The sequence below is a fragment of the Psychromicrobium xiongbiense genome (genome assembly GCF_030271165.1).
GTDB lineage: Bacteria > Actinomycetota > Actinomycetes > Actinomycetales > Micrococcaceae > Renibacterium > Renibacterium xiongbiense.
Genome location: NZ_JASSZH010000009.1, coordinates 1 through 19,351, shown reverse-complemented (window position 1 = coordinate 19,351; position 19,351 = coordinate 1). Strand labels below are relative to the sequence as shown.

Here is a 19,351-nt window from a genome sequence, read left to right as displayed (position 1 = left end):
CAAATCACCGCAAGACCGTGCAAACAACGAAAGAGTGTGTCCGTGACTGAAGTTCAGACCCCCCATGGCGCTGATGCCCGACGAGGGCCTTTCCGCCTCGGAGAGCGGGTCCAGCTGACCGATGAGCGCGGCCGGATGAACACGATCACCCTGACCGAAGGGGCGGCCTTTCACACCCACAAGGGATTCCTGAACCACTCGGAAATCGTGGGGCGTGCTGAAGGGTCCACGGTGACCAATACCACCGGCCAGCAGTACCAGGTGCTACGGCCATTGCTGAGCGACTTTGTGCTCTCGATGCCGCGCGGTGCCGCCGTGGTGTACCCCAAGGATGCCGGGCAGATTGTGACCATGGCGGATATCTTCCCGGGTGCGCGGGTGGTGGAGGCCGGCGTCGGATCCGGTGCGTTGTCGATTTCGCTACTGCGCGCTGTGGGCGATGCAGGCTACCTGCATTCCTTTGAACGTCGCGAGGAATTCGCCGCGATCGCCAAGGGGAATGTGGAAACCATCTTCGGCGGACCCCACCCAGCCTGGCGCATTTCCCTGGGCGACTTCCAGGACGAGGTGGTCAGGGCGGAGGAACCCGGAAGCGTGGATCGGGTGGTTCTGGACATGCTGGCACCCTGGGAGTGCCTGGACGCAGTGGCCACCGTCCTGACCCCAGGTGGGGTCTGGATTAACTATGTCGCCACCGTGACGCAGCTTTCGCGCACCGCCGAGGCGATCCGTGCCGATGGCCGGTTCACCGAGCCCGACGCCTGGGAGTCCATGGTGCGCGGCTGGCATCTGGAAGGGCTCGCGGTTCGTCCCGAACATCGGATGGTCGGTCACACCGGTTTCCTGCTGGTCACCCGGCGCCTCGCCGAGGGGACAGAGCCACTGAGCCGCAAGAAGCGGGTTAAGGGCGAGTTCAGCGAAGAAGACCTTCGTGCCTGGACGCCCGATGGCGTGGGGGAGCGGCAGGTCTCTGACCGCAAGCTCCGCCGGGCTGCCCGCGATGCAGTCGCCACCACCCAGACCCGTGGACATGTGGCCCCCGCTGTGCCGGAGGACGAGGAGCCGCCGGCCTGAGTGACAAGCCGGCGCACCCCCACCGGAGGATCCGGTTTGTGGGCTAGATTTGAAGAAGCGTCCTGACGGAGCTCGCCATTCGCTCCGCTGGCGTCCTTGCGAAGGAGTTGTTCCGATGACCGACGTCCCCTCCAATCCGTTGCCGGGCCTGCCGCCTGTTCCTGCAGGCTTCGGTCAGGGACCGAGTGACCGCGACTACGCGGCACAGGAACGCCAGCTCGCCGTGTTGCGGGACAAATTGCGGCGCCTTGATTCCCAACTGGCCAGTGCCTCGCGGAACAACACCAAACTCACCGCGGTGCTTGAGGCTGCCAAGTCTGAGATCCTGCGGCTCAAGACTGCTCTGGAGAAAGAAGGCCAGCCGCCGTACAACTTTGCCACGGTGGTGAAGCTGAACCCCCGGCGCACAGTGGGTTCGGAGCAGACCGACGGCGTGGCCGGCCGTGGCGTGGCGTTGATCGAGGAGTCTGTGGACATCGCCTATCAGGGCCGGAAGATGCGTGTTGGCCTGAGCCCGCTGGTTGCTCTGGAGACGCTCGCGCCGGGCCAGGAAGTGCTGCTGAATGAATCGCTGACCATCGTGGCGGGTCTGGGATTCGAGCGCATCGGCGAGATCGTGACGGTCAAGGAGTTGCTGGGCGAGGACCGGGCACTCGTCGTCGGGCGCTCCGATGAACAGCGTGTAGTCCGGCTGTCCGGGGCGCTGCTGCACCAGAAAATCCGGGTCGGTGATGCGCTCGCCCTGGACGGACGCACCGGCTACGCCCTGGAGAAAGTGCCCCGTTCCGAGGTGGAGAACCTCATTCTGGAAGAAGTCCCCGATATCTCCTATCAGGACATTGGCGGACTGGGCCCGCAGATCGAACAGATCCGTGACGCCGTCGAACTGCCGTTCCTGCACCCTGATCTCTACCGGGAGCACGGGCTCAAACCGCCCAAGGGGATCCTGCTCTACGGCCCACCCGGCTGCGGCAAGACCCTGATCGCCAAGGCGGTGGCCAACTCGCTGGCCGCCCGGGCCGCCGAGCGACTGCAACAGTCGGGACAGAAGCCTGGCGCGCAGAAGTCCTACTTCCTCAACATCAAAGGTCCGGAGCTGCTGGACAAATACGTGGGGGAGACCGAACGCCAGATCCGGCTGATCTTCGCCCGGGCACGGGAGAAGGCCTCTGATGGCAGCGCCGTGGTGGTGTTCTTCGATGAGATGGACTCGCTCTTCCGGACCCGCGGCACCGGTGTGTCCTCCGATGTGGAGACCACCATCGTTCCCCAGCTGCTCAGCGAGATCGACGGCGTCGAGCGGCTGGACAACGTCATCGTGATCGGCGCGTCCAACCGGGAGGACATGATCGACCCGGCGATCCTGCGCCCAGGACGGCTCGATGTGAAGGTCAAGATCCACCGGCCCGATGCCGAGGCAGCTGCCGATATTTTCGCCAAGTACGTCACCGAGGAACTCCCCTTGCACGCCGACGATCTGGCTGCTCACGATGGCGATACGGCCGCGACGGTGCAGGCGATGATCCAGCGCACCGTGGAACAGATGTACGCGACCGACACCTCCAATGAGTTCCTGGAAGTCACCTACGCCAACGGCGACACGGAGATCCTCTACTTCAAGGACTTCGCCTCCGGCGCAGTGATCCAGAACGTCGTGGACCGGGCCAAGAAATACGCCATCAAGGATCTGCTGACCTCGGGACAGAAAGGCATCCGGATCGAGCATTTCCTGCGGGCAGTCGCAGATGAATTCCGGGAACACGAGGATATGCCCAACACCACGAACCCGGATGACTGGGCGCGGATCTCCGGTAAGAAGGGCGAGCGGATCACCTACATCCGGACCATCGTCCAGGGCAAAGCCGGTCAGGAACCAGGGCGGACCCTGGAGGCGACGCTCAATACTGGCCAGTATCTATGAGCCCAGTTCCAGCCGATCCGACACCTGCCCGCGACACAGCCGGATGTTCTACGGACTCCGGTCCGCTGAACGTCCGGCGGGTGATGGGCTCCGAAACGGAGTACGGGATTCATGCTCCGGCAGAGCCAGGCTGCAATGCCACTTGGCTCTCCACCCAGGTGGTGCACGCCTACGCCCTGCTCGCGGCCGAACACGCAGCCGGTGGGGCGGAGACGCGCTGGGATTACACCGACGAGCAGCCGCTGGCCGACGCGCGCGGCTGGACGCTTGACCGATCGGCCGCACATCCCTCACAGCTGACCGATGCGGACCGGTTCGCAGACCGTCCCTGGGGTGCGCTGGGCGGAGCAGAGTCGATTCTGACAGCGGCCGGCGTGGCGCTCAGTGACTGGCAGGCACTGGATACCGCAGATCCGGTGGAACCACCGCCCCGGGTGAGCAACATGGTGTTGGGCAATGGCGCACGGCTCTATGTTGATCATGCGCACCCCGAATACTCCTCACCCGAAGTGATCGGCCCGCAGGCAGCGCTGATCTGGGATTTCGCTGGCGATGTGGTGGCTCGGCAGATCGTCGATGATATTGACCGTCGCAGGCAGCAGGTGCTGAACGTCGGGGGCTCTACCGAATCCAGCGAGGACGCCCTGCTCCCTGCCGTTCAGTTGTACAAGAACAACACCGACGGCAAGGGCGCTTCCTACGGCAGTCATGAGAACTATCTGGTGCCCCGGGCGGTGCCGTTCCGGGACCTGGTGACCGGGCTGACACCGTTCTTTGTCACCCGCCCGCTCATCTGTGGTTCCGGCAGGGTGGGCCTGGGCCAGGACGGCAGCACGCCAGGCTTTCAGATCAGCCAGCGCGCCGACTTCTTCGAGGCAGAAGTTGGCCTGGAAACCACGATCCGACGACCCATCATCAATACCCGCGATGAGCCGCATGCGGTGGCTGAGAAGTATCGCCGTCTGCACGTCATTGTCGGTGACGCCAATCTCTCCCAGGTCTCGCACTTCCTCAAATTCGGCAGCACGGCGCTGGTGCTCGGCCTGATCGAACGGGGGCTCGCGCCCCGGCTGGAGTTCCCGGACCCGGTGGATGCCCTGCATACCGTCAGTCACGACGTCGGCTTGAGCCATCGATACCGGCTGAACGATGGGCGGCGCGTCAGCGCCCTGGACGTGCAATGGATGTACTGGGAAGTAGCCCGGCAGGCCAGTGCGCCGGACTCCGACCAACAGACCGAAGCTGTGCTGCGACACTGGGCCCAGACTCTTGAGGGTCTGGCGACCGGGCCGGCTGCGGTGGCCGGATCGGTCGAATGGGCAGCCAAGCTCGGTCTGCTGCAGCAGTACCGCGAGCGTGATCATCTGGAGTGGTCAGATCCGCGCCTGGCCCTGATTGACCTCCAGTGGGCCGATGTCCGGCTGGACAAGGGGCTGGCCAACCGGCTGCAGACGCGAGGCGCGCTGGCCACCCTTGTTCCGCCATCGTGGATTGAGGCCGCGGTGCTGAACCCACCGGAGGACACCCGTGCGTATTTCCGCGGCCAGTTCATCCGGCAGTTCGGCGCCCATGTGGTGGGCGCATCCTGGGATTCGGTGGTGGTGGAACTGGCCGGGCGACGCCGGGTGCAGAAGATTCCGACGCGTGAACCGCTACGCGGGACCAGGGCGCTGACCGGCGAGCTGTTCGACGCACAGCTGGAGGTCGAAGAATTCGTCTCCCGCCTGCTCGGTGACTGAGCTGGGCAAAGACCGAGCTGGCCACTGACTGAGCTGGCCGGCAAGAATCCCGGCAGAAACTGAAATGCCGAAAAGTGGCAGGATGGTGGAAGAAGCCCTGAAAGCACGGGCGGACGACGAAGGAGCAACAGATGGCCGGTCAGGACCAATTCAGCCAGGCGCAGTCCAGCGGGGCGTCCTCTCAGCAAGGTCAGCACGAGGACGAGGTGATCGACGATCTTCCTGCGCCGACTCCTGATGCCACGCAGGCTCAGGCCCAGACCGCTGGAGTGGATGATCTGCTGGCGGAGATCGATGGCGTCCTGGAATCCAATGCGGAGGAGTTCGTCCGCGGCTTCGTCCAGAAGGGTGGCCAGTAAGCGCCATGGTTGAGTCGTTGCGCAGCGGGGGCGATGGCGGATTCGTGGTGCGCGGGATGGCCGCCGAAGCGACATCTTCCTTCACCGAGCATCTGGCCCAGACGCGGCCGGAGCTGCTGCCGTACCAGCAGAGCCTTCCCTCGATAGCAGCCGGGACACTGCCGTTGCCGCATGCCACGACGATTGTGGCGCTCACCTATGCCGGAGGCGTGCTGATGGCGGGGGATCGGCGGGCCACCATGGGCACAATGATCGCCAGCCGCCGGATGGAGAAGGTGTTCCCGGCGGATCGATACTCGGTGCTGGGGATTGCTGGCACCGCGGGGCTGGCCATCGACATGACCAAGCTTTTCCAGGTGGAACTGGAACATTACGAAAAAATTGAGGGTGCGGCCCTGTCGCTGGAAGGCAAAGCCAATCGGCTCGGGGCCATGGTGCGCGGCAATCTGCCGATGGCGCTGCAGGGGCTGGCAGTGGTGCCGCTGTTCGCGGGCTTCGACGTGGCCACCGGAGTGGGCCGCTTGTTCAGCTATGACGTGACCGGTGGGCGCTATGAAGAACTGGAACATCACAGCGTGGGTTCCGGTTCGGTTTTTGCCCGCGGCTCACTGAAGAAGCTATGGCGACCTGAGCTCAGCGATGCCGAGGCAGTTTCCGTTGCCCTCGCCTCGCTCTACGACGCGGCGGATGACGACTCGGCCACTGGCGGCCCGGACTCGGTGCGTCGGCTCTGGCCGGTGGTGTACGTCGTGGATGCTCAGGGTGCACGGCGGATCGGCGATGACGAGCTGGCGCTCAAGGTCGACGAGCTTCTGGCTGAACGCAGCGCCTTGCGCCGCGAGGCCTGAACACCCGCCAGACAGAATTTCACAGGGCAGACCGACAACCGGAGGACGACAACCATGACGCAGCAGTTCTACGTTTCCCCGGAACAGGTGATGAAGGACCGCGCCGACTTTGCCCGCAAGGGCATTGCCCGGGGACGTTCCGTGGTGGTGCTTTCCTTCCGCGACGGCATCGCGCTTATCGCAGAGAATCCCTCACCCTCATTGCGCAAGATCGGCGAGATCTACGACAAGATCGCCTTTGCCGCGGTGGGCAAATACAACGAGTTCGAGTCTCTGCGCCAGGCCGGGGTGCGTTACGCGGATGTGCGCGGCTATTCCTATGACCGGCAGGATGTCACGGCGCGCGGACTGGCCAGCGTCTACGCCCAGAGCCTGGGGGCCGTTTTCACCGCGGAGCAGAAGCCCTTCGAAGTGGAGCTGGTGGTCGCAGAGGTGGGGCGGGAGCAGTCTCAGGACCACTTGTACCGGCTGACCTTTGATGGCTCGATCGCGGATGAGCAAGGTTTCATTGCCATGGGCGGGCAGGTGGAATCGGTGCGTCAGGCGGTGTCCCAGGGCTGGGCTGCGGGCCTGTCCCTGGACGATGCCGTCCGGTTGGCGGTCCATGCGCTCCCGGCGGGCGGAGAGGCGACGGTGGATCTGCCCGCTGCCAAGCTGGAGGTTGCCCTGCTGGATCGGGACTCGGAGGCCCGGCGCGGGGCTATCCGGGCATTCCGACGCCTCAATGATGGTGAAGTGGAAGCGCTCCTGGCCACCCCCACCGACCATGACGCACCGCGACAGGACTAAGGAAACGGACACACTACATGGACCGCAGGATCTTTGGGCTGGAAACCGAATTCGGCCTCGCCCTGTCCAACCCGGGAGGCACTACGCGCCGACTCGCACCGGAGGAGGTGGCCCGCTATCTCTTTCGAAGGGTGGTCAGCTGGGGGCGTAGCTCCAATGTGTTCCTGGCCAACGGGTCCCGCCTCTATCTGGACGTCGGTTCACACCCCGAGTATGCGACCGCCGAATGTGATGGGCTGGCCCAGCTGATCGCCCAGGACCGGGCCGGTGAGGTGATTCTCCATGAGCTGGCTCTGGATGCGGAAAAGCGACTGCGCGCTGAAGGCTTTGCGGGCAGCATCTATCTGTTCAAGAACAACACCGATTCCGCCGGTAACTCCTACGGCAGCCACGAGAACTACCTCATTCCGCGCCGTGGTGAATTCGCCAGGCTCGCCGATGCCCTGATCCCGTTCCTGGTGACCCGTCAGCTCATCGCCGGGGCGGGGAAGCTGCACACCGGCGCTGCAACATCGGGTTCGCCAGTCGGAACCCCGGGAAAGCCCCACTATTCCCTCTCGCAGCGAGCAGAGCACATCTGGGAAGGCCTCTCTTCCGCCACCACCCGCTCCCGGCCCATCATCAACACCCGGGATGAGCCGCATGCCGATGCCGAGTTCTTCCGCCGGCTGCACGTCATTGTGGGGGATTCGACCATGTCGGAGACCACCACGATGCTCAAGGTCGGCAGCGTCGATCTGGTGTTGCGGATGCTGGAGGCAGGGCAGATTCTGCATGACCTCCGGCTGGAGAACCCGATCCGGAGCATCCGGGAGATCTCCGCGGATCTGACCGGCCGGGTGCCGCTGACTCTGGCGAACGGGAAGGTGATGACGGCGCTGGAGATCCAGGGAGAGTATCTGGCCAAGGCGAGTGCTTTTGTGGACCGTGAAGGCGCACATCATTCTCTGGTGCCAAGAATGCTCGACCTCTGGCAGCGAACGCTGACCGCCATCGAGAGTCAGGATCACCGCAGCATCGACACGGAGATCGACTGGGCGATCAAAAAGCGACTCCTGGACGACTACCAGCGTGCCCATGATCTGCCGCTGGACTCGCCACGGCTGGCTCAGCTCGACCTGACCTATCACGACATCGCGCCCGGACGGGGTCTCTACTCCCTTCTGGTGGCCAAGGGGCGTGTGGCCCGGGTGATCGACGATGCCGCCGTGAACCAGGCCGTGCATCATGCGCCGGGTACCACCCGGGCGGCCCTGCGCGGCCGCTTCGTTCAGGCGGCTCAGGCTGCCGGACGGGACTACACCGTGGACTGGGTCCACCTGAAGGTTAACGATGACGCCCACCAGACCGTGCTGTGTAAGGATCCCTTCCTGGCCGAGGACGAGCGCGTCGACGCCCTGATCGCCAGCCTCGGTGAGGGGGCCGCCGCGAACAGCGGCCGGGGCGCCCTGATCTGAGGGACGGATCTGAGGAACTGGCGGACTGCGGCGGGTTCTGCCTCTCTCAGGCCCAGCCGTTAGAATGGCAAGCGTTCTGTTTCGGTCATGGCACCTGGCCCGCTGACCGCACAACACATCCCACCGAAGAGAGTTCCTGTGCGACGATCCCGTGCCCTTGCGGCCATCCTGATTCCCCTGGCCCTCCTGCTGGCGGCCTGCGGGAATGGCTCCAGCGCAAGCTCCTCCAGCAGCACTGCTGCGGCCTCGGCCAGCGTTCCGGCCGCGAATGCGGATCTGCTCAAGGATGTGAAACTGACCCCCGCAGCCGCTGGACAAGCGCCGACGCTGGACTTTCCCAAGCCGCTGGCCATCGACAAAGCTGCCGCCAAAATCGCGGTGGAGGGCACCGGCGCGGTGATCAAGGGCGGGCAGCAGGTCACGCTGCGCCAGGTGGCGGTTCAGGCTTCAGACGGCACCGCGCTGGGCGAAACCTTCTCAGCAGCCAGTGGCGATGTCGTGGTGCTCAACAGCGATGTGCAGCAGAACGCCCCGCTGTTTTACAGCCTTTTCGTCGGTGCCAAGGTAGGAACCTACGTGCTGTTCGGCGCTCCCGCTCAATCCGCCAACGGACAGACCCAGCCGGCCGCCGTCGGCGCCTTCTACCTGGAGTCGGCCAAGGACATCCTGATGCCCACCGACCAGGTCAACCAGCTCGATGCCGCCGGAAAACTGCCTCAGGTGACCTTTGATGACAAGGGCACGCCGAGCGTCAAGATCCCGGCCGTGGATGCTCCCACCTCGCTGGTGGTCAAGGTGCTCAAAGACAGTACGGGCGATCCGGTGCAGGCCTCGAATAAGGTCAATGCCTACTACACCGGCTGGACCTGGGCGGACGGCAAGCAGTTCGACACCTCCTACGGTAAGCCGACGCCATTCAATTTCTCGCTCAGCCAGGTGATCAAGGGCTGGACCTATGGACTGGTCGGGCAGCGGGTCGGTTCCACCGTCCTGCTGGTGATCCCGGCCGACCTGGCCTACGGTTCCACGCCGAGCAATGGCCAGCCTGCCGGACCGCTCGTCTTTGTCGTGAAGATCACCTCAAAGGCCTGAGCAGGCCCCCACACGCCCAACCTGTCAAAGAAATCCGTTCCAGAGAAAGCAGACAACATGTCTTTTGGACAACGTGACTACGACCGCACCAAGCCGGAGATCGACTTCCCGGACCACGCGGTTCCCGAGGACCTGGTCATCGAGGATCTGATCGTCGGCGGCGGCCCGGAGGTGGTTCCCGGCTCCAAGATCGCTGCCCACTACGTCGGCGTGGCCTTCTCCACCGGCGAAGAATTCGATTCCTCCTGGGGCCGGGGCGAGCCGCTCGAGTTCACGGCCGGCATCGGCCAGGTCATCCAGGGCTGGGATCAGGGCCTGCTCGGCATGAAGGTCGGCGGGCGTCGTCGCCTGGAGATCCCCTCCTCGATGGCGTACGGAGAGCGTGGCGCCGGCGCGGCCATCGGCCCGAATGAGGCGCTCATCTTCGTCGTTGATCTCGTTTCCATCCGCTAAATCCTTCGAGAGGTTGCCGGGTGTCCGCATCACGCACCGAACGCTTGCTCAATGTCCTGATCGCCCTGTTGGAGACCAAATACGGTCGGAGTAAGGAATTCCTGCGGCAGAACATTCAGGCCTACCGCGAATCGACCTCCACCGAGGCCTTTGAGCGGATGTTCGAGCGGGACAAGACGGATCTGCGTGCCCTGGGTATTCCGCTGGAATCCCATACCGAGTACGGCGTGTTTGAGGATGACCCGGCCACCACGACCTACCGGATTCCGCAGGAGGAGTATCGCCTCCCACAGCTGCAGTTCAGCGTGGAGGAAGCCGCAGTGTTGGCTCTGGCTGCTCGGCTGTGGGAGCGGGCGGCGCTCGGCAGTGCCGCGGCACGGGCGGTGCGCAAAATCGAAACCCAGGGTGCGCTTCCGCTGGATGAGGGGGAGGGGCTGGCCGAACCCCTGCTGGAACCGCGCATCACGACTCGCGAACCGGCCTTTGAGGACCTTCTGGCGGCTGTGGCCCAGCGCCAGCCCGTCGTCTTCCAGTATCAGGGCGCGGCCGATCCGCAGCCCCGGCCCCGGCATCTTGAACCCTGGGGCCTGGGGCAGAAGTTCGGTCATTGGTATGTGGTGGGCCACGACGTCGACCGCGATGCGCAGCGGATGTTCCGGCTCTCCCGGATCGCCGGTGGCGTGAGCGTGCTGCCCGGGCGAACCTTCGAGCGACCTCCAGGATTCTCGGTGGCAGACGTTCTGCAGCGGATGGACCGGCCGCCACAGCATCTGGCCCGGGTAGCGGTGCGTCCCGGCCGCGCCCAGGCACTCCGTACCAGGGCTCAGGAACTCGGCACCGTGGAGCTCTCTGGTGCTTCCTGGGATCTGCTGGAGTTGGCTTACAGCTCGGCTCTCAGCGTTGCCAGTGAACTGGCGGGCTGGGGCCCGCAGGTGCGCGTGATCGAGCCGGAGTCCGTCACCACCGCCGTCCGGGCCCGGCTTCAGGCCACGCTCGACTCGCTGGACGAGCCGCTGCCGGACCTGCAGGTGGCTACGGACGTCAAGGCTGCCCGCCGACCGAAAACCACGGCGCAGGATCACGTCCGCCGTCTGGTGGATCTGGTGCCCTATCTGGTCCACCATCCCGGAGTGCACGTTGAAGAACTGGCGAAGGAATTCCGCATCAGCCGCTCCCAGGTGGAAGCCGATCTGAGCCTGCTCATGGTCAGCGGTCTGCCGGGTGGGTTGCATGGGGATCTGATGGATGTCACCTGGGATGACGGCAGGGTGTTCATCGCCGATGCCGAGGAACTCTCCGAGGCCGTCAGATTCTCCCTGGACGAGGCCGCGGCCCTGTTGGTGGGCCTGGAAGCCCTCGGAACCCTCCCGGATGTGGCCGACGATTCGGCGGTCCGGACCGCGATGTCCAAGATCAGCGCAGCGGCGGGGGAGGCCGCGGGTCTGCTCAGCGGGGCGGTGAGCGTCCAGTGGGAACCACCACGCAACGCTGAATTGCTGCCGGTGCTCCATGAGGCGATCCGGACGGGCACCGCGCTGCAGCTGCGTTATCTGGTCCCTCACCGGGATGAGGTGACCGAACGCGTGGTTGACCCGCAGCGGGTGTTTTCGCAGAACGATGCCTGGTACATCCAGGCGTGGTGCCATAGCGCCGAGGCAGAACGCATGTTCCGGGTGGACAGGATTCTTTCCGCGGCTCCTGTACACAGCAGTCCGGAGCCCGTGGCCGTCCGGACCAGCTTTCCGGAACGCATTTTTGCTTCGCAGGCCAGCGATGTCGAGGTCAGCGTACTGCTGGAACCATCCGCGAAATGGGTCGTGGACTATTACGAGGCGGACCGGGTCCAGGAATTGCCGGAAGGTGGACGGTGGAGCACCCTGGCCTGGTTCCGGGTGGGCTCCACCACCTGGCTGCCGCAGCTCCTCGCTCAGTCCGGCGGTGCCATCCGGCTTCTGGAACCGGCATCGGACGTGGAGGTGGCGCGCGCCTGGTGCGAGGCTGCGCTGGCCGGGTATCGCTGACTGGTACCTGACTCCACAGCCCTTGCCGGGTCCGTAGACTGGACCCATGCCTTGGTGGTCATGGATTCTGATCTGGGTGGCGCTCATCGCGATCTCGCTGCTCTATGTCGTGCTGCTCGGAATTCGCCTGTGGCGCCAGCTTGCCGCACTCGGCAAGGATTTTGCGCAGGCTTCCGAGAAGCTCAGCGCCACGGCCGATGCCGCCGAGAAGCGCTACCGTCAGGCAGCCCGGGAGCGCACCGCAGTGGCGGAGCTGGAGGCGCCAGCGCCCGGCTGGGCCGTGGAGGCCAACCCCACTGAGGTGCGTCTGGCGTATCAGAGCGGAAAGCTCAGCCGCGTAGCGGACCGTAGGCGTCGTCGTGTTGAGCGTCGATATGCCCAGGGACAGTTGCAATCCCTGCGTGACCTGCAGGCCGAGGGACGCGATCTCAGGCTGTAGGATAGCTACCAAACGAGAGGAATATCGTGGGATTTTTGCGTGAGCCGTGGGTCATCGGCATCATTGTCTTGGTAATTGTTTTGCTCTTTTTCGCGCCCAAATTGCCCGCCATGGCGCGGAGCCTGGGTCAGTCTTTCCGCATCATCAAGGCCGAGGTGCGCGAGTCGAAGAATGATGGCAAGGAGCCAGCGGCTCCGAGCAGCGAGAGCTCCGCTGAGACCCCTGTCGAGGGGAAGATTGTGAGCCCCCCGGAGGGTCCCAAGACCCCCCCGAGTAACTCCAGCCTCTAAAGGTTCTGCGGCGATATGGCCCTTTTCAAGGGACGCAAGAAATCCAACCCTGAGGGGAGGATGTCCCTCAAAGAACACTTGGTTGAGCTGCGTAACCGGCTGGTCAAGGCGGCCATTGGTCTCCTGGTGGGTGCCGTGGCCGGATGGTTTGTCTGGGACCCGCTGTTTGCGTCTATTTCGGAGCCTCTGACCAAACTGGCTGAGGAGCGGCATTTCACTGCCGGGGTGAACTTCGCCGGGGTGGGTTCTGCCTTCGACCTGCGGGTCCAGGCGGCTTTCTTCCTCGGTGTGATCATCTCCTCGCCTGTCTGGATCTATCAGCTCTGGGCGTTCATCACCCCCGGTCTGAATCGGAAGGAACGCAACTACACCTTCGGTTTCATGTTTGCGGCCATCCCGTTGTTCCTGGCTGGCGCCTACTGCGGCTGGCTGGTGATGCCGAATATCGTCTACGCGCTCACCTCTTTCACCCCTCAGGGGGGTACCAATTTTATCCAGGCCAACGAATACATCAGTTTCATCATGCAGCTGGTGTTGTTCATGGGGATCGCTTTCCTGGTGCCCGTGGTGCTGGTGGGTGTGAATATGGCAGGAGTCCTCCGGGGCCAAACCATGCTCAAGAGCTGGCGGATCACGGTGCTCGCCGTGACGATCGTCTCCGCGATGGCGGCACCGGGCAACGATGCGTTCACGATGTTCCTGTTGGCCGCACCGCTGTTGGCGCTGTACTTCGGCGCTATGGGCCTGTGCGTTCTGCTGGACCGACGACGCGATAAGCGGGCGGTGGCAGTGGCTGCAGAGACTGAAGCAACCGCGGACAGCGCGACGTCACTGACCGATCTGGGCAATATCTGAAGATCTGCATCTGAAGATCTGCCATCTGTGGTGCCCCCGCACTCTCGCGATAGTGTCCGGACGCCGTCGGGTCCGGACTCTGGGTTCCGGGGGCATAGGCTAGGTTCATGCCTTCTGCAGTCCCTGCTGTTCCCGACGATTCGTCCTCTCTGACGGACGCGAGGAATCCAGTGGAGCTTTCCCCCTCAGAACGGTTTGAGCTGGCCCGGGACCGCCAGAGCCTGGCCCGCACCGAGTTCGGTGCCTTTGCCCGTGGCTTCGATTTCGAGCTGGATGATTTCCAGGTGCAGGCCTGCCAGGCGCTGGAGGCCGGCCACGGGGTGCTGGTCGCCGCACCGACCGGGGCAGGCAAGACGATCGTGGGGGAGTTCGCCATCGTGCTGGCCCTCAGCCGGGGAAAAAAAGCCTTCTACACCACCCCGATCAAAGCACTCAGTAATCAGAAATACGCTGAGCTGGCGGCGGTGCACGGCGCCGATCAGGTGGGTCTGCTGACCGGCGATACGTCGATCAACCCGGAGGCCCCGGTGGTGGTCATGACCACCGAGGTGCTGCGCAATATGCTCTATGCCGGCTCCGGCAGCCTGCGTGACCTTGCCTTCGTGGTGATGGATGAGGTGCACTATCTGGCGGACAGATTCCGCGGGGCCGTCTGGGAAGAAGTCATCATTCACCTGCCGGAGTCGGTTCAGCTGGTTTCACTGAGCGCCACAGTCTCCAATGCCGAGGAGTTCGGCGCCTGGCTCGATGCGGTACGGGGATCCACTGAGGTGATTGTCTCCGAGGTGCGGCCGGTCCCGCTCTGGCAACATGTGCTGCACGGGCGCGATCTGATCGACCTGTTTGCCGATGACGGCCGCGAGCCGCAGCCGGCCTCCCAGAAGGCCACCGATGGCCTGAGCGTCAATTCCTGGCTGGTCCGCACCGCGCGGGCCGAGGCGCAACAGCGTTTCCGCTCCCGGGGCAGCGGAGGCCCGCGGGGCGGGTCGACCCGCGGGCGTTCCCACCGCCTGCGCACCGATCACGGACCCGGAAGCTCCCGGCCGAACGGGGGATCAGCGACCCCGGGCTTCCGGCCACCCAGCCGGGCCCAGGTCGTGGCCACACTGGATGAAGCCGGCCTGCTGCCTGCCATTACCTTCATCTTCTCCCGAGCAGGCTGCGATGCCGCCGTCCGCCAGTGCGTGGACGCAGGGCTGAGTCTGACCACCCCTGAGCAGCGTGAGGTCATCCGGGTGCGGGTGGATGAGGCCTGCCGTGAGATTCCGGAAGATGATCTGACCGTTCTGGGATTCTGGTCCTTCCGCGAGGGCTTGCTGCGTGGCATTGCCGCTCACCACGCGGGGATGCTGCCCACCTTCAAGGAACTGGTGGAGGAACTCTTTGCGGAGGGACTGCTCCGCGCGGTCTTCGCCACCGAGACCCTGGCTCTCGGTGTGAATATGCCGGCCCGGTCCGTGGTGCTGGAAAAGCTGGAGAAATTCAATGGCGAGAGCCATGTCAACATCACGGCAGGGGAGTACACCCAGCTGACCGGCCGGGCTGGGCGGCGCGGCATCGACGTCGAAGGCCATGCCGTCGTGCTCTGGCAGCCGGGTATTGATCCGACGGCCATCGCGGGTCTGGCGTCCCGGCGGACGTACCCACTCAACTCAAGTTTCCGTCCCACGTACAACATGAGTGTCAACCTGATCGCCCAGTTTGGCCGGGACCGGTCGCGGCAGATCCTGGAATCGTCATTCGCCCAGTTCCAGGCGGACCGCTCGGTGGTCGGTCTGGCCCGGCAGGTGCGCAGCCGGGAGGAGTCTCTGGCCGGCTACGTCGAATCGATGACCTGCCACCTAGGGGACTTTGCCGAATACGCGCGCCTCCGGAGGGAACTCTCCGATGCAGAGAACCGCGCGGCCAAGCATCAGGGACGCGCCCGGCGGGACAGTATCGATCTGTCCCTGGCCGCGCTGCGTCCTGGCGACATCGTGCGGATGGGCGGCGGTCGGGGAGCCAGCCACGCGCTGGTCGTCTCACTCAGCGAGTCCCGGGGAGAGATGCACCCGCTGGTCCTCAACGAGGAGCACGAGGTCTTCCGGCTGACCCGCCACGACCTGGACGCACCCATCGCCCCGGTGGCCCACCTGGCGCTGCCCAAAGGCTTCCGTTCCAGGAACCCCACGGACCGCAAACAGGTCCTGGCCCAGATGCGTCAGTTGCTGCGGCAGCACTCCGACACCACAACGGCCACACCTTCGGCCGGATTCGGCATCCGGCGTGACGGAGACGCGGAGGCTGAGATCACGCGGCTGCGCCGGGTACTGCGCGCGCACCCCTGTCATGGCTGCTCCGACCGGGAGGCGCATGCCCGCTGGGCCGAGCGCTGGTGGAAGCTGCGGCGCGAGACGGATGCGCTCGTCCGCCAGATTCAGGGCCGGACGGGCACTATCGCCGCCACCTTCGACCGGGTCTGCGACCTGCTTCAGGCGCAGGGCTTCCTGGCTCCTGGTCCGGAGACCGGCCAGCTGGAGCCTACCGCCAAGGGCCAGCGGCTGCGGCGGCTCTACGGTGAAAAGGATCTGTTGATCGCGCTGTGCCTCAGCGAAGGTGCTCTGGACGCGCTGGATGCCCAGGAACTTGCGGCCTTCGCCGCGGCCCTGGTGTACCAGGCCAAACGTGAGGAGAGCGGCCAACGCCCACGGATGCCCACTCCCGGTCTGGAGAGTGCCGTCACCGAGCTGATTCGCCAGTGGTCGCTGCTTTCCGATGCCGAGGAACAGGCGCGATTGCCGGTCACGGTTGAACCTGATCTGGGGCTGGTCTGGCCGATGCACAAGTGGGCGCGCGGGCGCAGACTGGAACAGGTGCTGGACGGTACCGAACTTGCTGCCGGCGACTTTGTGCGATGGGCCAAGCAGGTGATCGACATCCTGGATCAGATTGCTAAGGCCCCCGGTATCTCGGATCGTCTGCACGGCGGTTGTCTCGAAGCGATCCGTCGGGTCCGCCGTGGAGTGGTGGCCTACTCAGGTCTGGGTGAACAGTAGCCCTTCACCTCGCTCAGATTTGCGGTGGAGCTGTCTGCCGTTCTTCAGCTGCCGCCTTGGCGGCCCGTCTCAAGAGTCTCGTCAAGAAAGTGATGTGCCAGTGACCGTAACCCTGTACCGCAACGGATCCGTCTACAGTCCGGCCGATCCGCTGGCCACCGCCATGCTGGTGGATGGCGGAACTGTGGCGTGGGTGGGGGGTGAGTATGCCGCCACCTCGCTGGCGGATGACTCGATGCGCGTCATCGATCTCCAGGGCGCCCTGGTGGCTCCTGGTTTCGTGGACTCGCATGTTCACGTCACTGAGACGGGTGTGATGCTGGACTCCCTGGATCTGCGGGGCCTCAGGTCGGCCCGGGAACTGCTGGACCGTGTCGCGGAGGCGGCGCGGCGTGCTGAATCCGGCGATCCTGCGATCCTGGGCTTCGGCTGGGATGAGACTTCATGGGCCGAGCAGACGCTGCCGAGCGCTGCTGAACTGGACCGGGCTGCCGGTGGCCGGGAGGTGTATCTGTCCCGGGTGGATGTGCATTCCGCTCTGGTTTCCTCTGCCCTGGCACATCGTCTGTCTCTGGCGGAGCGGGGTTGGTTAGGTGCGTCCCAGGTCTTCGGTGAGATCAACCGGCTGGCTCGCGCGGGGGCGCAGGCGCTCAGCCCGGTGGCCCGCCGTCGGGTTCAGAGCCGCGCACTGCAGGCAGCTGCTCGGGCTGGGTACGTTGCGGTGGCCGAAATGGCGGTCGGTACCTTCGAGGCAGCGCGGGAGGATCTCGCCGCGCTGATGGCGGTCACCGAGCCCGGGGTGGAGGTCCTGCCGTACTGGGGTCAGCTCATCGGCTCCGCTGACGAGGGGCGTGCCGTGCTGGCCGAACTTGGCCAGGCTGGCATCAGGCCCCTGGGTTTTGCCGGGGACCTCAATGTGGACGGTTCTCTGGGTTCGCGGACCGCCCTGCTGCGTGAGGACTACAGCGACCAGCCAGGCCATCGCGGCACCGGCTATCTGGACGCCGGGCAGATCGCCGCTCACCTGCAGGCCTGCACGGAGCTGGGTGTGCAGGGAGGTTTTCACGTGATTGGCGATGCCGGCCTGGACCGCGTGATCGAAGGGCTGCGGCGTGCCGGGGAGCGGCTGGGCCTCAGCGCGCTCCGTGCAGCAGGGCATCGCCTCGAACACGTGGAGATGGCGGACGACGCGTCGATCGCAACCCTGGCGGAATTTTCGGTCACGGCAAGCGTTCAGCCGGCCTTTGACGCGCTCTGGGGCGGAGCCGATTCCTTGTATGCCCGGAGACTGGGCGCACAGCGCGCACAGGGGATGAATCGATTTGCCTCCTTCTTCTCTGCGGGGATTCCGGTGGCCCTCGGTTCGGATGCGCCGGTCACGCCCCTGGATCCCTGGGCGGCAGTGGCTGCCTGTCTTGAACATCAGGAGCCCGGGCAGCGGATTTCTGCCCGAGGGGCTTTCCTGGCGCACACCAGGGCAGGGTGGCGCGCGGCCAGACAGGATCTGATGCTGGGACAGCTTGTTCCAGGTGCACCGGCCAGCTTTGCGGTCTGGGAAGTGGACGAGTTGATGGTGCAGGTTGCCGATGAAAGGGTGCAGTCCTGGAGTACGGACCCTCGCTCCCGGACTCCGTTGCTTCCAGCGCTCGACACCGAGAACAGGCCCCGGGCGCTGGCCACCGTCCACCGAGGAGTGGAACTCTTTGACAGTGGTGAGCTGTCTGCGGCAACACGCGGCTGACCAGTTCCGGTGGCTGTCAGGCAGGCGCGCCCTGCGACATGCCGAAGAAATGTAAATTCCAGAATATTTCCGATGATTTTGCTATGCGGACAGTCGCCCGCTGACCTGCGGTAATACCCGTTAGTGCAGGTCAGCGGCTATTTGACAGGTCGCCGGGGTCACGAGAGGCTATTAGCTCAACGGGATTCGTCCCGACGGGCTTTGGAAGCACAAAGCCATGGCTGCAGTTCCCCCGGGTGCAGGTATTTGTCCGTTGCTGGTCAACGGGGCGTGCGGGAGCTCGGCTCCACACACGGGTAGATTCGCGCGTCAGTAGAAAACAGCTTGGGTGCACCGCGACGGTTGTGCCGAAGCTGGCCCGAAGGCGCGCGGATCTACCCATTCTTTTCCTTTCGCCTTCCTTTGGCGGATCTTCCGCGCTTGTCTGTTCCGTATAATGGTTTTTTGCTGCCACCTCTGAGGCACGCCGCAACGAAAGGCCATGTGAGTGCGCGTATTGACCATCATCCCGACCTATAACGAGGTCGAGTCCCTGCCCTCGACGCTGAAGCGGTTGCGTCAGGCGGTCCCGCAAGCGCATATGCTGATTGCCGATGACAACAGCCCGGACGGCACCGGTGAGCTGGCGGACTCCTTTGCGGCCGACGATACCAATGTCCACGTTCTGCACCGCAAGGGCAAGGAGGGCCTGGGTGCGGCGTATCTGGCCGGATTCCGCTGGGGCCTGGATGAGGGCTATGACGTCATTGTGGAAATGGATGCGGACGGCTCGCATGCTCCCGAACAGCTTCCGCTGCTGCTGGACGCCATCGAGCAGGGCGCCGACCTTGTCCTGGGCTCGCGCTGGGTACCCGGTGGCAAGGTGGTGAACTGGCCCGCGAGCCGTAAGTTCATCTCGCTGGGCGGTAGCCTCTATGCTCGCCTGATGCTCGGTCTGCGGGTGAAGGACATCACGGGAGGCTACCGTGCGTTCCGCCGCAGCACTCTGGAGGCGATCGATTTTGAGCAGGTGCACTCTGCAGGTTACGGCTTCCAGGTCGATATGCTCTGGCGAGTGGCCCAGCTGGGGATGAAAATCGTTGAGGTTCCGATCACCTTTGTGGACCGTGAATTCGGTGAGTCCAAGATGAGCGGCAGCATCTTCAAGGAGGCCGCACTCAATGTGGCCAAATGGGGCCTGACCGCCCGGTGGAACAAGCTCTTCGGCACCAAGAAAAAGTAGCTGCCGGAAGAAACAG

The 19,351-nt window shown here is 64.6% G+C and carries 16 protein-coding genes; all 16 read left to right on the top strand.

Annotated elements, in window-relative coordinates; translation table 11 throughout:
- Nucleotides 1–42 precede the first annotated feature (42 nt).
- On the top strand, nucleotides 43–1,074 hold the full coding sequence (locus QQM37_RS02720; protein WP_285724777.1) for a tRNA (adenine-N1)-methyltransferase: 1,032 nt from the start codon (nucleotides 43–45) through the stop codon (nucleotides 1,072–1,074).
- A gap of 115 nt (nucleotides 1,075–1,189) precedes the next feature.
- Nucleotides 1,190–2,995 (top strand): proteasome ATPase, encoded by a 1,806-nt coding sequence (gene arc / locus QQM37_RS02715; protein ID WP_285724775.1) that lies wholly within the window; start codon nucleotides 1,190–1,192, stop codon nucleotides 2,993–2,995.
- A gap of 83 nt (nucleotides 2,996–3,078) precedes the next feature.
- A complete protein-coding gene (dop, locus tag QQM37_RS02710) occupies nucleotides 3,079–4,734 on the top strand; it encodes a depupylase/deamidase Dop (protein WP_420030119.1) in 1,656 nt (551 codons plus the stop codon).
- Between the two features lie 131 nt (nucleotides 4,735–4,865).
- Nucleotides 4,866–5,093, top strand: coding sequence for a ubiquitin-like protein Pup (locus QQM37_RS02705; protein WP_285724771.1), 228 nt, complete (start codon nucleotides 4,866–4,868; stop codon nucleotides 5,091–5,093).
- Between the two features lie 56 nt (nucleotides 5,094–5,149).
- Nucleotides 5,150–5,941 (top strand): proteasome subunit beta, encoded by a 792-nt coding sequence (gene prcB, locus QQM37_RS02700; protein WP_285725403.1) that lies wholly within the window; start codon nucleotides 5,150–5,152, stop codon nucleotides 5,939–5,941.
- Between the two features lie 54 nt (nucleotides 5,942–5,995).
- Nucleotides 5,996–6,730 (top strand): proteasome subunit alpha, encoded by a 735-nt coding sequence (gene prcA / locus QQM37_RS02695; protein WP_285724769.1) that lies wholly within the window; start codon nucleotides 5,996–5,998, stop codon nucleotides 6,728–6,730.
- A gap of 17 nt (nucleotides 6,731–6,747) precedes the next feature.
- On the top strand, nucleotides 6,748–8,187 hold the full coding sequence (pafA, locus tag QQM37_RS02690; RefSeq protein ID WP_285724767.1) for a Pup--protein ligase: 1,440 nt from the start codon (nucleotides 6,748–6,750) through the stop codon (nucleotides 8,185–8,187).
- A 138-nt stretch (nucleotides 8,188–8,325) separates the two neighbouring features.
- On the top strand, nucleotides 8,326–9,279 hold the full coding sequence (locus tag QQM37_RS02685) for an FKBP-type peptidyl-prolyl cis-trans isomerase (protein ID WP_285724765.1): 954 nt from the start codon (nucleotides 8,326–8,328) through the stop codon (nucleotides 9,277–9,279).
- 57 nt (nucleotides 9,280–9,336) lie between these two features.
- Nucleotides 9,337–9,732: an FKBP-type peptidyl-prolyl cis-trans isomerase gene (locus tag QQM37_RS02680; protein WP_285724763.1), complete on the top strand. Its 396-nt coding sequence runs from the start codon at nucleotides 9,337–9,339 to the stop codon at nucleotides 9,730–9,732.
- Between the two features lie 20 nt (nucleotides 9,733–9,752).
- Nucleotides 9,753–11,753: a helix-turn-helix transcriptional regulator gene (locus tag QQM37_RS02675; RefSeq protein WP_285724761.1), complete on the top strand. Its 2,001-nt coding sequence runs from the start codon at nucleotides 9,753–9,755 to the stop codon at nucleotides 11,751–11,753.
- A gap of 46 nt (nucleotides 11,754–11,799) precedes the next feature.
- Nucleotides 11,800–12,192, top strand: coding sequence for a hypothetical protein (locus tag QQM37_RS02670; protein WP_285724759.1), 393 nt, complete (start codon nucleotides 11,800–11,802; stop codon nucleotides 12,190–12,192).
- Nucleotides 12,193–12,218: 26 nt separating this feature from the next.
- Nucleotides 12,219–12,482 (top strand): twin-arginine translocase TatA/TatE family subunit, encoded by a 264-nt coding sequence (locus QQM37_RS02665; RefSeq protein WP_285724757.1) that lies wholly within the window; start codon nucleotides 12,219–12,221, stop codon nucleotides 12,480–12,482.
- A 15-nt stretch (nucleotides 12,483–12,497) separates the two neighbouring features.
- Nucleotides 12,498–13,337, top strand: coding sequence for a twin-arginine translocase subunit TatC (gene tatC / locus QQM37_RS02660; RefSeq protein WP_285724755.1), 840 nt, complete (start codon nucleotides 12,498–12,500; stop codon nucleotides 13,335–13,337).
- Nucleotides 13,338–13,444: 107 nt separating this feature from the next.
- Complete coding sequence (locus tag QQM37_RS02655) at nucleotides 13,445–16,372, top strand: DEAD/DEAH box helicase (RefSeq protein ID WP_285724752.1); 2,928 nt, start codon at nucleotides 13,445–13,447, stop codon at nucleotides 16,370–16,372.
- 100 nt (nucleotides 16,373–16,472) lie between these two features.
- Nucleotides 16,473–18,113 (top strand): amidohydrolase, encoded by a 1,641-nt coding sequence (locus QQM37_RS02650; RefSeq protein ID WP_285725402.1) that lies wholly within the window; start codon nucleotides 16,473–16,475, stop codon nucleotides 18,111–18,113.
- A gap of 487 nt (nucleotides 18,114–18,600) precedes the next feature.
- A complete protein-coding gene (locus tag QQM37_RS02645) occupies nucleotides 18,601–19,335 on the top strand; it encodes a polyprenol monophosphomannose synthase (protein WP_285724750.1) in 735 nt (244 codons plus the stop codon).
- Nucleotides 19,336–19,351: the final 16 nt, after the last annotated feature.